The organism is Ferrovibrio sp. (genome assembly GCF_019636075.1).
Taxonomy (GTDB): Bacteria; Pseudomonadota; Alphaproteobacteria; order Ferrovibrionales; family Ferrovibrionaceae; genus Ferrovibrio.
In genome coordinates, this window is record NZ_JAHBYG010000042.1 from 22,784 (window position 1) to 37,137 (window position 14,354).

Annotated in this window: 16 protein-coding genes; 1 reads left to right on the plus strand and 15 read right to left on the minus strand. The window is 64.8% G+C overall.

The window, feature by feature from the left end:
• The 3 genes from KF827_RS15760 to KF827_RS15770 all read right to left on the minus strand — a co-directional run bounded on the left by KF827_RS15760 (position 1) and on the right by KF827_RS15770 (position 4,153).
• Positions 1-1,857, minus strand: coding sequence for an extracellular solute-binding protein (locus KF827_RS15760; RefSeq protein ID WP_291007404.1), 1,857 nt, complete (start codon positions 1,855-1,857; stop codon positions 1-3).
• A 77-nt stretch (positions 1,858-1,934) separates the two neighbouring features.
• Positions 1,935-2,861 carry an FkbM family methyltransferase gene (locus KF827_RS15765; protein ID WP_291007406.1) on the minus strand — a complete coding sequence of 309 codons (927 nt, stop codon included), beginning with the start codon at positions 2,859-2,861 and terminating at the stop codon, positions 1,935-1,937.
• Positions 2,862-2,896: 35 nt separating this feature from the next.
• Positions 2,897-4,153, minus strand: a complete 1,257-nt coding sequence (locus tag KF827_RS15770) for a glycoside hydrolase family 2 TIM barrel-domain containing protein (protein ID WP_291007408.1) — start codon at positions 4,151-4,153, stop codon at positions 2,897-2,899.
• A gap of 230 nt (positions 4,154-4,383) precedes the next feature.
• Here KF827_RS15770 and KF827_RS15775 point away from each other — a divergent pair, with 230 nt between their 5' ends.
• Positions 4,384-4,731: an HU family DNA-binding protein gene (locus KF827_RS15775; RefSeq protein WP_291007410.1), complete on the plus strand. Its 348-nt coding sequence runs from the start codon at positions 4,384-4,386 to the stop codon at positions 4,729-4,731.
• 59 nt (positions 4,732-4,790) lie between these two features.
• Here the strand turns inward: KF827_RS15775 and KF827_RS15780 are convergent, their stop codons facing one another.
• The 12 genes from KF827_RS15780 to KF827_RS15835 form a co-directional block, all read right to left on the minus strand.
• On the minus strand, positions 4,791-5,084 hold the full coding sequence (locus KF827_RS15780; protein ID WP_291007412.1) for a hypothetical protein: 294 nt from the start codon (positions 5,082-5,084) through the stop codon (positions 4,791-4,793).
• A 105-nt stretch (positions 5,085-5,189) separates the two neighbouring features.
• Positions 5,190-6,458 (minus strand): c-type cytochrome biogenesis protein CcmI, encoded by a 1,269-nt coding sequence (ccmI, locus tag KF827_RS15785; protein ID WP_291007415.1) that lies wholly within the window; start codon positions 6,456-6,458, stop codon positions 5,190-5,192.
• A 1-nt stretch (position 6,459) separates the two neighbouring features.
• On the minus strand, positions 6,460-6,945 hold the full coding sequence (locus KF827_RS15790) for a cytochrome c-type biogenesis protein CcmH (RefSeq protein ID WP_291007417.1): 486 nt from the start codon (positions 6,943-6,945) through the stop codon (positions 6,460-6,462).
• Entirely contained in the window at positions 6,939-7,499 is a 561-nt protein-coding gene (locus tag KF827_RS15795) for a DsbE family thiol:disulfide interchange protein (protein ID WP_291007419.1), read from the minus strand. Before KF827_RS15795 ends, KF827_RS15790 begins: the two co-directional genes overlap by 7 nt.
• 7 nt (positions 7,500-7,506) lie before the next feature.
• Positions 7,507-9,498, minus strand: a complete 1,992-nt coding sequence (locus tag KF827_RS15800; protein WP_291007421.1) for a heme lyase CcmF/NrfE family subunit — start codon at positions 9,496-9,498, stop codon at positions 7,507-7,509.
• Positions 9,495-9,989, minus strand: a complete 495-nt coding sequence (gene ccmE, locus KF827_RS15805; RefSeq protein ID WP_291007423.1) for a cytochrome c maturation protein CcmE — start codon at positions 9,987-9,989, stop codon at positions 9,495-9,497. The genes KF827_RS15800 and ccmE overlap by 4 nt, the downstream gene beginning before the upstream one ends.
• Entirely contained in the window at positions 9,979-10,170 is a 192-nt protein-coding gene (ccmD, locus tag KF827_RS15810; RefSeq protein ID WP_291007428.1) for a heme exporter protein CcmD, read from the minus strand. Before ccmD ends, ccmE begins: the two co-directional genes overlap by 11 nt.
• 67 nt (positions 10,171-10,237) lie before the next feature.
• Positions 10,238-10,969 carry a heme ABC transporter permease gene (locus KF827_RS15815; RefSeq protein ID WP_291007430.1) on the minus strand — a complete coding sequence of 244 codons (732 nt, stop codon included), beginning with the start codon at positions 10,967-10,969 and terminating at the stop codon, positions 10,238-10,240.
• Between the two features lie 22 nt (positions 10,970-10,991).
• Positions 10,992-11,657, minus strand: coding sequence for a heme exporter protein CcmB (gene ccmB, locus KF827_RS15820; RefSeq protein WP_291007432.1), 666 nt, complete (start codon positions 11,655-11,657; stop codon positions 10,992-10,994).
• On the minus strand, positions 11,654-12,313 hold the full coding sequence (ccmA, locus tag KF827_RS15825; RefSeq protein WP_291007434.1) for a heme ABC exporter ATP-binding protein CcmA: 660 nt from the start codon (positions 12,311-12,313) through the stop codon (positions 11,654-11,656). Before ccmA ends, ccmB begins: the two co-directional genes overlap by 4 nt.
• A gap of 84 nt (positions 12,314-12,397) precedes the next feature.
• Positions 12,398-13,630, minus strand: a complete 1,233-nt coding sequence (locus tag KF827_RS15830; RefSeq protein WP_291007436.1) for a phenylacetate--CoA ligase family protein — start codon at positions 13,628-13,630, stop codon at positions 12,398-12,400.
• A gap of 14 nt (positions 13,631-13,644) precedes the next feature.
• Positions 13,645-14,354: ABC transporter ATP-binding protein (locus KF827_RS15835; protein ID WP_291007438.1), on the minus strand; the 710-nt coding region annotated here is incomplete at its 5' end.

The window sequence follows — 14,354 nt, forward strand, 5'->3', positions numbered from 1 at the left end:
CTATCGCCGCAGCCCCAGCCTGGCATCCTTGGCCGGATCGATCCACCAGGTTTCCAGCAGGCCGAGATCGAAGTCTGGTGCCTTGGCGGGGCGGCCGAAGCGGTCCCACATCGCCACTTTGTTGGTGCCGCTATACCAGTTGGGGATCACATACCAGCCCCAGGTCAGCACGCGGTCCAGCGCACGCGCCGCCGTCACGGAATCCATGCGGCTTTTCGCTGCCACCAGGTTTTCCACCAGCGCATCCACCGCCGGATCCTGGATGCCGGAGAAATTGAAGCTGCCGGTGACATTGGCCGAGGGGCTGCTCCAGAAATTGCGCTGCTCCACGCCGGGTGTCATCGGCTGCACGATGCGGCGCATGATGATGTCGTAATCGAAATTGCGCATACGTTGCTCATAGGCCGAAACATCCACGCTGCGGATCGTGCTGTGGATGCCCAGGCGTTCGAGGTTGCGCATGAAGGGGGAGAGGATGCGCTGGAAGCTGGGCTCGAACAGCAGGAATTCGATCTCGAAGGCTTCGCCCTTGGCATTCTGCAGCCGCTTGTCCTTGATGCTCCAGCCGGCCTCGCGCAGCAGCCGCGTGGCCTTGCGCAGGTTGTCGCGGTTCTCGCCGCTGCCATCGGTGGTGGGCGGGTTGAATTCCTCGGTGAAGACGCGCGGCGGCAGCTTGGCGCGATAGGGTTCCAGTAAAGCCAGTTCTGCCGGGCTTGGCAGGCCGGTGGCGGCCATGCTGGAATTCTCGAACATCGAGCGGGTGCGCTTGTAGAGATCGTAGAACAGCGTCTTGTTCATCCACTCGTAATCGAAAGCCAGGTTCAGCGCCTCGCGCACGCGGGCGTCCTTGAATTTGTCCTTGCGGGCGTTGAGGAAAAACGCCTGTACGCCAGAGGGCGTATGGTCGGGCAACACCTCGCGCTTGATCCGGCCTTCCTTCACGGCGGGCTTGCCGTCATAACCGGTGGCCCATACACGGGCGGTGATCTCCACGCGATAATCGTATTCGCCGGCGAAAAACGCTTCCACGGCGATATCGCGGTCGCGGTAGTAATCGTCGCGCACCGTATCGAAATTGAACTGGCCGCGATTGGCCGGCAGATCCTTGGCCCACCAATCCGCCACGCGGCGGAAGCTGAGCGAACGCCCGGCATCCACGCGTTCGATGCGATAGGGGCCGCTGGTCAGCGGCGGCTCGGCGGTGGGTTGGGCGAAGGGGCGATCCTTGAACCAGCTTTTCGCCAGCAGCGGAATCTGCGCTACCAGCAGCGGCAGGTCGCGCCGGGTTTCGCCGGGCTTGAAACGGAACACCACGCGGCGCGGGCCCTCCGCCTTCACGCTGTCCAGATCGGCCAGGATCAACTGGTATTGCGGATGGCCTTCCTTCAGCGTGGATTCGAAGGTGAATACCACATCCTCGGCAGTGATCGGGCTGCCATCATGCCAGCGTGCACGGGGATCGAGAGTGAAGGCCGCCCAGGCGCGGTCGGGCCCGAGTTCCACGCTCTGCGCCACTTCGGCATAAACCGCATCGGGTTCGTCGGCTGCGCGGCGCATCAGGCTTTGCTGGGTCAGCGCCAGGCTTTGCGCTGTCACGCCCTTGAGGATCAGCGGATTGAGATTGTCGAAGCTTTCAAGCTGCCATTGCCGCAGCGTGCCGCCCTTGGGCGCATCGGGATTCACATAATCGAAATGCTTGAAGCTTTCCGGGTATTTCAAATCGCCGAAACTGCTGAGGCCGTGCCTGGCTTGAGCAAAGCCGGTTTGCGCGGCGAAAAGCAGAGTGGCGGCGAAAAGCAGGCCGGGGGCGAAAAGCAGGGCAGGGGCGGCAAGGGCCGGGATGATGCGATTCTTCATGACTTTATCGAACACGATTTGCCAGCCGCTGGAAAGCGTATTCGGCTAACGAATGCGTGTTTGCAGCCACTTCTTGTTTATAGGCGGTTCTTCACGCTCAGAAACTGGATCGGCAATTCGTTGCGTGCGGCCAGCGCGGCCAGGGCCTGGCGATAGCGGATGGCCTGGTCGCTGCGATGGCGGCGGTCGATCTCGCCCAGCAGCAGCGACACCAGATCGTAGGAGCCGTAAACCTCGTGCAGCACCAGGGCGGCTTTGTTGATCTGGTCCTCGCTCAGTTTATCGAGCCGGCGAAAATCCTTCACGAATACCGCATCGGCCCAGAGTATCTGGCTGATTGCCTGGGACGGGTCGGGCAGCCGGATCGGCCGGAACGGGCGGCCGGCGATATCCAGGAAACGATGCAACACCCAGCCGTATTTGCGCAGGAAGCGCTCGATATCGCCGAACAGCGGCTGGTTCTTGTAGAGCGGCAGGAATTCCACTTCGCTTTCCAGCACCACGGCATTGGCCAGTTTTTCCATGCCATGTTTCAGCACGTTCAACTCGGCGCCCTGGATATCCAGCTTGGCATAATCCGGCGGCGGGCATTCGGCCAGGTCGTCCAGCCGGCGGGTGGGTACGGTTTCGGTACTCTTCACGGTGAAATTGCCGCCTTCATGGCTGGCATTCATGCCGGTGAACAAGTCGATGGTGGCGGGATCCGGCGGCAGCAGCGACGAACAGCCGGGATAGCGTGCGGCATGGAAGGTGGCCGGTTCGCCATCGCCCAGCACATGGCCCAGCCAGATATGGCTGCCGCCGCGCGCGGCGCTTTCCGAGCGCAGCTTGGCCAGTTGTTCGGGCTGCGGCTCGAAGCCGGTGACGCGGCAAAGGCCCAGATCCAGCAGGCGCTGATAGCGCGGTTCGCCTTCCGGCATGGCGCCGATATCCAGCACCTCCACGCGGGGCGGCGCCACCGAAAGCAATTCGGCCAGGCTGGGTATCTGGATCGGTAATGTCATGACGGACCGGCGGTTCACTCAGGCGTGGAAGGGACTCACTCGACGCGGAAGGGCAGGTTGGCCGTGGCAACGGCGCCGCGCCCATCGCGCACCTCCAGAAACAACCGATAGGCGCCCGGATGCAAGCCCTGAATGCTTACGCCGTCGTTTCCAGCCCCAAAAAGTGCGTTCGGGTAAGAAGGCGGCACCGCTTCGGCATCGCCGGCCACCCGCAGATCGGTGCTTTCGGCCATCACGGCCCAATGCAGGGTGATGGGGTCTTTGTCGGGATCGGAAACCGCCAGGATGGCGCGGGCGATCTGGCTGCGCGGCCAACTGGCCCAGGGCTGGCCGGGCCGATGGCTGAATTCGAAACGGGTGATGCGCGGCGCGCGATTGCGGCCCGGCGTATGGCCGCCCCAGCTTGCCGCCATCGCTTCGGCGGTTTCGGTCCAGCTATTGTCGGGCAGCAGCAGGCTGTGCCAGGTGGGCGTCACTTCCTGTTTCTGGCCCCAGAAGAAAGCGATCTGGCCGTTCGCCTGCGGCGGCAGCATGCGGGGCAGATAGCGCCGCAGCAATGCTGCCTTCTCGCCGCTGCCGGGCTCGATGAAAGCACCCCAGGGTGTGCGCGCCGCCTGCCATTGTCCGCGCGGGCCAAGCTCGGTAACGATCCAGGGTTTGTTCCAGCCCTGCTGGCGCACGCGCTCAGGCAGGCTCAGCAGGCCTTCGCCGTAAGAATTCACGCCCAGCACATCAATGCTCGGCGCCTGGCTTTTCAGTTTCGCCACCTTGTTGTTGCCGGCTTCCGCCAGCACAGCCAGGGTGGGATGCGCGGGATCCAACTGCTTCACCAGCCTGGCCGCGCGTTCGATGCCGGGCCAGATTTGGCTGTCGTCGGCCAGTTCGGATTCCACTTCGTTGCCCAGGCCCCACATCAGCAAAGCCGGATGATTGCGATGCTGGCGCACGAATTGTTCCAGCCTGGCAAGCTGCGCGGCCACGAATTTTTCGTCGCGGTAATCCACGCCACGGCGCGGATGCTCCAGCCAGAAGCCCAGAATCACCTTCAGGCCGGCGGCCTGGGCGCGATCCAGCGCCTCTGCCTCCTCGGCGCCATAGGTGCGGATGGTGTTGGCGCCCAGGCCGGCCAGCACGGCCAATTGCCGCGTGCCGGCGGCGCCGCGCACCACGAAGGCTTTGCCATCCACCAGGATGTCATGCCCGCTGATGCGCACATCGGCCTGGGCGGCTGACGGCGCGAATGCCCAGGCAGCACAGGTCAGCAACAGGAAAAACAGCTTTGTAATATGCATATGGCAAGCCTCGCCTGTGTCGCAGCCGGCGTCAACCGGTGTGCCAGGCAGGCGTATTTTGGCAGGCAGAACCCTGCCGGGCCTTGCGATTGGCGGCGAATCGCACGCCGGGCATTGATTACGCCTTATTTCAAGCGGCTTTTTGACCATGCAGACAATGGGCAAGAGCGAAATCCGGTGCTATGCAGGGATTCGGGGATGCACCCCGATTCGTCTCCGGGTCAGGCAAAATGCCTGTCGGGAACGATCGATCCAACGGAGGAGAGACCACCATGGCGAAAGCCGCCGCCACCACCAAGACCGTCACCATCACTGCCAAGCAGATCGTTTCGACCCTCGCCGAGAAGGGCGGCCTGCAGAAGAAGTCCACCATCGCTCTGTTCGATGATTTCTTCGCTGCCGTCACCAAGTCGCTGAAGAAGGGCGACCGCGTGCGCCTCGGCGATCTGGGCGTGCTGCAGGTGCGCAAGCGCGCTGCTCGCATCGGCCGCAACCCGCAGACCGGCGAAGCCATCAAGATCAAGGCTTCGAAGAAGGTTGCCTTCCGCGCTTCCAAGGCGCTCAAGGAAGCCGTCTAAGGCATCAGCCTAACGCTTTCAAAGGCCCGTCGGCGCAAGCCGGCGGGCTTTTTTCTTTTTTAAACCACGATGTTGAGATTCTGGCCGAGATAACGGCCGCGCGGTGCATGGCTTTGCACCGGCAGGCTGGATGCCTGGCTCTGCTGCGCCTGCTGGGTATCGGCGGTGGTGATGGTGGCGGCGGGGCGTGCGGATGCGGCGCTGATGCCGTTCAATTGCGTGGCGAAGCTGGGAGCGGAACTGGCAGCGGCGGCCAGGCGTGCCGAAGCGGCGGGCGCGGCGGCCTGGGCCGGGCGGTTCGCCTGCAATTGCGAGAGCGCGGAAAGCAGATTGGTGCTGGGCGCGATGGCCATGGAAGACTCCGGTCCTTGGAGCTTCTATAGGCCATCCAGACTCTTAAAGCCGGGTTAACACCGGTCTTGAATCAGCACAGGCCCTGAATCAGCACTGGCCCTGAATCAGCGCCGCAGCTGCTGAAGCTTGGCTTCGATATCGCCGCGCATCGGGGCATTGGGCGGCATCAGGGCCAGCGCCTTGGCATAGGCATCGGCGGCTTCCTTGGGCTGGCGCAGCACTTCGCGGGCGCGGGCCAGCCGCAGCCAGCCTTCCAGATCGTTGGGCTGCTGTTCCAGGCGCTGGGCCAGGCTTTCCACCATGCCCCGGATCATCTCGGCGCGGTCTTCGGCCGACATGGTTTGCGCGGCTTCCATCTGCTCCCGCGTCGGGCCGCGCGGCGCATCGGTGGTCTGGCTCGTCGGGGCGGTCTGGCCCGTCTGGGTGGTCTGGGCCGGCGGCGGTTGCGGCGTGGCGCCGAGTTCGGGCAATTGCGGCCGCAGCGCTGCTGGCGGCGGCATCAGGCTGTTGAGGTCGATATTCAGACGCGGCGCCAATTCCTGCAGCCGGGTATAGACCAGGCCAAGCCATGGCGCATCGGGTGGCGCCATGCGGGCCAGCGCCAGCCAATCGGCAAAGGCGCCGCGCGCATCGCCGGCCTCCAGCTTGCCCATGGCGATGTAATATTGCGCGCTGGGATGGCCGGGCTCGAGCTGCAAGGTGCGGCGGAAGGCGGCAGCGGCCTGCTGGGTCACGCGGCCATCATTGCCGAATACATAGGCCTCGCCCAGATAGGCATAGGCTTCCGGATCGTCAGGCGTCAGTTCGGTAAGCCGGCGGAAGGCATCCACGGCATCGCCGAAGCGGCCCAGATTCATCATCGTGCGCCCAAGCAGCAGCCAGCCATCGGGGCGGTTGGGCTCGCTTTCCAGCCGCTTGCGCAGGCGTTCGGCAAGCTGCTCCATCTCGGCATCCTGCGCCTGCTGCTGGGCAATCTGCGCACGCTGCTGCTGGCTGATCTGCGTGGCGCGCGGCGAAGCGGCTTCCGGGTGGCCCAGGGTCAGATAAAGCCCGATGGCACCGATCGGCAGCAGGCCCAGCAGGATGGCGGTGGCAAACAATACCGGCGGCGTAAGGCCCGGTGCCGCGTTGGCCGTATCGGCCGTGGCATCGGCGCGCAGCAGGCGGCGCTGGATTTCCAGCCGGGCGGCATCGGCCTCGGTCTGGCTCAGGCTGCCGCGGGCCAGATCCTGGTTCACTTCATCAAGCTGGGCGCGATACACCGCCAGGTCATGCGCCTTGCGCTGATGGCGTTCCCGGCTGCGGCGAAACCATGGCCAGATCAGAAAGCCCAGGGCGATCTTCAGCAGAATGATGATGCCGACCCAAAGCATCTCAGCCCTCGTTCTTCATCAGGTCGGCCAGCCGTTTGCGTTCGGCCTCCGAAAGCGGCGCGGCCGGCGGCGCTTCGGCCAGGGCGCGGCGCTGGCGGCGTTGCACCATCAGCACGGCCAGAATGCCCAATGCCATCAGCAGGCCGGGGCCGATCCACAACAGCAGCGTGCTGGCATTGAAGCGTGGCGTCAGCAGCACCCATTCGCCATAGCGCGAAACCAGATAATCCAGCACCTGGCGGTCGGAATCGCCGACCGCGATACGCTCGCGCACGATACGGCGCAGATCGCGGGCCAGGCTGGCATTGGATTCCTCGATGGATTGATTCTGGCAGACCAGGCAACGCAATTCCTTCGACAGCGTGCGGGCGCGCGCTTCGGCCGCCGGATCAGACAGCGTGGGTTCCATATGCTGAGCAGCCAGCGGCACGGAGACCAGCGGCAGCGGCGTCAACAGCAGGATCAGCAGGGCGAGACGCTTCAGCATTTCACGCGGCTTTCACGGCCTGCCTTGAGGTCGTTCAGGATCGGACGGATCTTGGTCTCTACGTCATGTTCGGTCAGCGCGCCGACATGGCGGCAAAGGATTTCGCCCTTGCCATCCACCACGAAAGTTTCCGGCACGCCGTAAACGCCCCAATCGATGCTCACGCGGCCATCCTTGTCGGCGCCGATGCGACTGAAGGGATCGCCCAGTTCGTTCAGCCAGCGGGTGGCGTCGCGCGGCTGGTCCTTGTAGTTCAGCGCGTGGATCGGCGCGATGCCTTCGCGGGCCAGTTGGTTCAGCAACGGATGCTCCACCCGGCAAGGCAGGCACCAGGAGGCGAATACATTCACCAGGCTGGGCTGGCCGGTCTGCAGATCGGTTTTCGAGAGGCCCTGATTGTCGGCCTTGGCGCGGCCTTCCAGCGCGGGCAAGGCGAAATCCGGCGCCGGCTTGCCGATCAGCGCGGACGGAATCTCGCGCGGATTCAACGTCAGGCCCACGGCCAGGCCGATGCCGATCACGATGAATACAAGCAATGGCAGAAAGCGCATCATCGCAAGCTCACTCTGCCGCCGCCGTATGCGCTTTTGCGGATTTGGCAGGGGCCTTGCGCGGCGCGCCCACGCGATGCCGCCGGTCGCTCACCGACAGCACGCCGCCGAACGCCATCACCAGCGAACCCAGCCAGATCCAGGATACCATCGGTTTCCAATACAGCCGCACCGCCCAGCCGCGCTGTGCATCGCCTTCGCCCACCACGGCATACAGATCGGCCACCAGCGAAGGCCGGATGGCGGCTTCGGTGGTTTCCATCGGCGGCTGCGGATAGCGCCGCTGCGAGGGCGCCAGGATATCCACCACACGGCCGTTGCGCAGCAATTCGAAGCGGCCCTGCAAAGCGGTGTAATTCGGGCCGCGCACGGTCTGCACGCCGATGAAGCGGTATTCCACCGGGCCCACCTGCACGCTCTGGCCAGGCTGCATCACCAATTGCTTCTCGATCTGCCAGGTTTCCGAAACCGTGATGCCGAGGATCAGCAGGCCCACGCCCAGATGCGCCACCGTCATGCCCCAGGCCGAACGCGGCAGATTGCGCGCGCGCGACAGGCTCTCGCCGATCGGCGCGGCAAACAGTTTCAGTCGGGAGGCCCATTCGGTCAGGCTGCCGGCGATCAGCCAGAAGCCCAGGCACAGCCCCAGCAGCGACAGCCATGCGCCATCGCCGCGCAGCCACAATGCCAGCAGCAGGCCGACGATCGCCAGCAGGCCGGCGGCTTTCAGCCGGGTCAGCACGGCAGACAGGTCGCCGCGCTTCCAGGCCAGCAGTGGGCCCACGGCGATGGCAGCGCAGAGCGGCGCCATGATCGGGACGAACACGCTGTTGAAATAAGCCGGGCCGACCGAGACTTTCTGGCCCGAAATGGCATCCAGCGCCAGCGGATACAGCGTGCCCAGCAGCACCGCGCCGGTTGCCACGGCCAGCAGCATGTTGTTCAGCACCAGCGCGCCTTCGCGGCTCACCGGCGCGAACAGGCCGACCGCCGAGAGTTTCGGCGCGCGCCAGGCATACAATGTGAGGCTGCCGCCCACGGTGGCGCACAGGAAAAGCAGGATGAACAGGCCGCGCGCCGGATCGGTGGCGAAGGCATGCACCGAGTTCAGCACGCCCGAACGCACCAGGAAGGTGCCGAGCAGGCTGAGCGAGAAGGTGACGATGGCCAGCAGCACGGTCCAGCTTTTCAGCGCCTCGCGCTTTTCCACCACGATGGCGGAATGCAACAGCGCCGTGCCAGCCAGCCAGGGCATGAAGGAGGCATTCTCCACCGGATCCCAGAACCACCAGCCGCCCCAGCCGAGTTCGTAATAGGCCCACCACGAACCCATGGCGATGCCGATGGTGAGGAAGATCCAGGCCGTCAGTGTCCAGGGCCGCACCCAGCGCGCCCAGGCCGGATCCACGCGGCCTTCGATCAAGGCGGCAATCGCAAACGAAAACGCCACCGAGAAGCCGACATAGCCGAGATACAGAAACGGCGGATGGAAGGCCAGGCCGGGATCCTGCAGTAGCGGATTGAGCCCCTTGCCTTCCACCGGCATCGGGATGATGCGGTCGAATGGATTGGAGGTAAGCAGGATGAACAGCAGAAAGCCCACGCCCACCATGCCCTGCACGGCCAGTACGCGGGCGCGCAATGTATCGGGCAATTGCCGGCCGAAGATCGCCACGGCGGCGCCGAACAGCACCAGGATCAGCAGCCACAGCAGCAGCGAGCCTTCATGATTGCCCCACACGCCGGTGATCTTGTAGAGCATCGGCTTCAGGGTGTGGGAATTCTCCGCCACATTCGCCACCGAAAAATCGGAGGTGACATAGGCATAGGTGAGGCAGCCGAAGGCGAAGCTGACCAGCAGGCCCTGGCCGATTGCCGCCGTGGGCGCCATGTTGATCCATTGCGGAATGCCGCGTGCGGCCCCGATCAGCGGCAGGCTGCTCTGCGCCACGGCCAGGGCCAGGGTGAGGATCAGCGCGAAATGGCCCCATTCGGCGATCATTGCGTCTTGCCCTTGCCTGTCGTGTTGCCGGCGTTGCCGTATTTCTCGGCATGCTGGCCGGGTTTGTCGCTCCACTGGCCGGATTTCTTCAAGGCTTCGGCCACTTCGGGCGGCATGTAGTTTTCGTCGTGCTTGGCCAGCACTTCGCTGGCGATGAACTGGCGCTGTTCGTTCAAGCGGCCATCGGCCACGATGCCCTGGTTTTCGCGGAACAGGTCGGGCAGCATGCCGGTATAGCGGATGGTCACGCGCTCGGTGAGATCGGTCACCACGAATTCGGCATTCAGGCCATCGCGTTTCAGGCTGCCTTCTTCCACCAGGCCGCCGATGCGGAAGCGCTTGCCGGCGGGCAGATGCTTCTGCACCACATCGGTGGGGCTGTGGAAGAATACCAGGTTGTCGGAAAACGCGGTCAGCACCAGGGCGGCGGCCACACCCACGCCCGCTACCAGTGCCAACACGGCATAAAGGCGGCGGCGTTTACGTGTCACGGCCCAACTCTCGTCCAGCCTCGCGGCGGGCTTCGGCGATGTCGCGCTCGGCCAGTGCCAACTTGTGCCGGCTGCTCAAGGCCAGGCCGCCCAGCAGGATCAGGCCGGCGGCAAAGGCCGGCCAGATGAATCCGGCATAGCCGCCCATGGCGGCGAAATCGGCGAAGCTGGTCCAATACACGGGAGGCGGCCTCTTCAGGGGGCGGGGAACAGGTTGCCGGAAAGATATAGTCGGGGGCGGCCGAATGCTACCCCGGCTGGCCATCCGAGGCTGCGGCGAAACGCAGCATGCGGGCCTGGCGTTCCAGGATTTCCGCCCGCACCCGCAGAGCGAGCAGCCAGATGTAATAGGCCTTGAAACCCACCGCCACCAGCAGCAGCGGCCAGAGGATATCGGGGTGGATTTTCGGGCCTTCCATGGTCAGTACGCTGGCCGGCTGATGCAGCGTATTCCACCAATCCACCGAAAATTTGATGATCGGCAGGTTTACCGCGCCCACCAGGGCCAGGATGGCGGCGGCACGCCCGGCGCGGCTGGGATCGTCGAAAGCCTCCCACAGCGCCATGTAGCCCAGGTAGATGAAAAACAGGATCAACATCGAGGTGAGGCGGGCATCCCACACCCACCAGGTGCCCCACATCGGCTGGCCCCATAACGCACCTGTGATCAGGCAGACCAGGGTGAAGGCCGCGCCCGCCGGCGCCGAGGCTTTGGCGGCCAGTTCGGCCACCGGATGCCGCCAGATCAGCGCCACGGCGGAGGCCACGGCCATGCCGGCATAGATGAACATGCCCATCCAGGCCGAGGGCACATGCAGATACATGATGCGCACGGTTTCGCTCTGCTGGTAATCCGGCGGCGAAAACAGCAGGCCCCAGCCGAACCCGGCAATCAGGCAGACCAGCGCGATGCCCCCGGCCCAGGGCCGGATCGCAGTCATGATGCGCTGGAAGCGCGCGGGATTGGCGAGGTAATGCATGGCGGCTGTTATAATCGCGCTGTCATTCCAAGGCCAGCTTGACGGCGGCGGCTGCGGCAAACGGGCTCAGCACAAGCGCGAGAGCCAGGAAAGCGCCCAGCAGCAGCAGGTGCGGGCTGGCCGACAGGCCGGTTGCGGCGGCTTCCACCGCGCCGACGCCGAAAATCAGCACCGGGATCAGCAAGGGCAGGGTGAGCAGCGGCACCAGCACGGCGCCGCGCCGGGCGCCCAGGGTGAGGGCCGCGCCGATGCCGCCGATCAGGCTGAGGCTGGGGGTGCCCAGCAACAGGGCCAGCAACAGGGCGGGCAGGGCTGCGCTATCCATCTGCAGCATGATCGCCAGCAGCGGTGCAATCAGCGCCAGCGGCAGTCCGGTGCCCAGCCAATGGGCCAGCAGCTTGGCGGCGATGGTGAGCGTGAGCGGCAACGGCGCGCGGGCCAGCAGGTCGAGCGTGCCATCCTCATGATCGGCCTGGAACAGCCGGTCCAGCGACAATTGCGCCGCCAGCAACGCCGCCACCCAGATCACACCGGCACTGATGCGGGCCAGCAATTGCGGCTCGGGGCCCACGCCGAGCGGAAACAGGCTGATCGCCAGCACGAAAAAGAGAATCGTGGTGAGCGCCGCGCCCTGGGCGCCCAGATTGATCCGCAGATCGCGCTGCACGATGGCCCAGAATGCACTCATGTCAACTCGTCCCCGGCTGGCTCGTCCTTGGCCAGCTTGCCCTCGGGCAGCAGCAAGGCCTGCGCGTCGGGTAACGGAACCGGCACATGGCTGGCCAGCAGCACCGCGCCGCCCTGGGCGCGATGATCGGCCAGCGCCCGGCCCAGCCAATCGATGGCGGCGCTGTCCAGCGCATTGGTGGGTTCGTCCAGCAGCCACAGCTTTGCAGGCATCAGCAGCAAGCGGCACAAAGCCAGGCGGCGTTTCTGCCCGGCCGAAAGATACCGTGCGGGTAAGCGGCGCTGGCGGCCCAACCCGGCGGCATCCAGCACTTCGCCGGCGCGTATTTCGGCCGTGGCATTATCCAGGCCCAGCAGGCAGCCGGCATAAGCCAAATTCTGCTCGGTGGTGAATTGCGGCTTCACCGCATCCTGATGGCCCAGATACAGCGCAGCGGCGCGGAAATCCTCGGCCTCTGCCAGCGGGCGGCCCTGCCAGGCGATAGTGCCGGCGGCGGGCGCCAGGAAGCCGGCCAGCAGGCGCAGCAGGCTGGATTTGCCGCTGCCATTGGGGCCGCGCAGCAGCATGGCCTCGCCGGCAGCGAGGCTGAAAGACAGATCCTTGAAAAGCCGGCGCTCGCCGCGGATCACGGCAAGGCCTTCCACCGATAACGCCATGGTGGCGTAATCTAGCCGAAAGTCTCGCCCTATCCTACCGACAGGGCGGGCCTACCGACAGGGCGGGCCTACCGGTGGCGGAACTTATTGATACGTGCGCAGGTCGGCGATCACCTTGCCGTCGTTGGGCAGGCTGCCGGATGCCACGATCTCCACGCTGCCGCGCAGCTTGCAGATCGCTTGCAGGCTTTCTGCCGCCTTAGCGGCATCCAGGCCGGCTTTTGCCTCCACCTTCAGCACCATGGCGTCCACGTTGTTTTCGGACGTGACCTCCAGCCGCGCCTTGGCGATTTCGGCGTGGCGGGCCACGACCTGGGCAATCTGGCCCGGGGTGACGAACATGCCCTTCACCTTGGTGGTCTGGTCGGCGCGGCCCATCCAGCCCTTGATGCGCGTATTCGTGCGGCCGCAGGGGCTGCTGCCCGCCATGATCGCCGAGAGGTCGCCGGTGGCGAAGCGGATCAACGGATATTCCCTGTTGCGCAAGGTGGTCACCACCACTTCGCCCACCTCGCCCTCGGCCACCAGGTCGCCGGTGCCGGGGCGCACGATTTCCACGATCACATCCTCATCCAGGATCAGGCCTTCCATGGCCGGGCTTTCATAGGCGATCAGGCCCAGATCGGCGGTGCCATAGCTTTGCAGCACGAAACAGCCGAGATCGTTGATCTCCTTGCGCAGGCTGGGCGGCAGCGCCTCGCCGCCCACCAGGGCTTTTTTCAGCGACGAGACATCGAGATTCATCTCGCGGCCCTTCTGCAGCAGGATGCGCAGGAAAGACGGCGTGCCGCCATAGGCCACCGGTTTCAGATCGTTGATCGCCTGCACCTGCAACTCGGTATTGCCCACGCCGCCGGGAATCACCGGGCAGCCGATGGCATGGGCCGCGCTTTCCACCAGCATGCCGGCCGGCGTGAGATGATAGGAAAAGCAGTTCAGCACCAGATCGCCCGGGCGCAGGCCGGCACACCACATGGCGCGGGCAAAGCGCCAATGATCCGCCTCGAAGCCATCGGGTTCGTAGATCGGGCCGGGCGATTGATACACATGCTTCAGCTTCGCCATCGCGGCCGCCGCCAGGCCGCCCAGCGGCGGCATCGCCTTCTGGCGCGCATGCAGGTCGGATTTGCGGGTTACCGGCAGGCGCGCCAGATCGGCCGGCGCCTTGATATCCTGGGCATTCACGCCCTTGAGGGTTTCGCTAAAATACGGCGCGTTGGCTTGGGCATGAGCGATCTGCCCGCGCAGGGCGGCCCATTGCTCGGCCTGGCGCGTGGCGGGATCGCGGGTTTCCTTGGCATCATAGAAATCGGACATGGATACAAACTCCCTCAGGCCAGCCAGCGTTTGCGGCGGCGGTAATGCTTGGTATCGCGGAAACTCATGCGGCCGCCGGCGCCGAGGCCGAGATAGAATTCCTTCACATCGGAATTCTCGCGCAGATGCGATGCTTCGCCATCCATCACCACGCGGCCGCTTTCCAGGATATAGCCGTAATCGGCATAGCGCAGCGCGATGTTGGTATTCTGCTCGGCCACCAGGAAACTGACGCCGGTTTCCTTGTTCAGCCGGTGCACGATCTCGAAAATCTCCTCCACCAATTGCGGCGCCAGGCCCATGGAGGGTTCATCCAGCAGGATCATGCTGGGCCGGCTCATCAGCGCACGGCCGATGGCGGTCATCTGCTGTTCGCCGCCCGATGTGTAGCCCGCCACCGATTTGCGGCGCACCTTCAGACGCGGAAAATATGTGTAGACCTTCTCCAGTTCATCGGCCACCGCCTTGCCGCCATCCTTGCGGGTATAGGCGCCGGTGAGCAGGTTTTCCTCCACCGTGAGATGGGCGAAGCAATGCCGGCCTTCCATCACCTGGATCAGGCCCTGTTTCACCAGGCTGGCGGGATCCAGCGCTTCCACGCGGTTGCCGCGATATTCGATATGGCCCTTGGTGATATCGCCGCGCTCGGCGCGCAGTAGGTTTGAAATCGCTTTCAACGTGGTGGTCTTGCCGGCGCCGTTGGCGCCCAGCAGCGCCACGATGC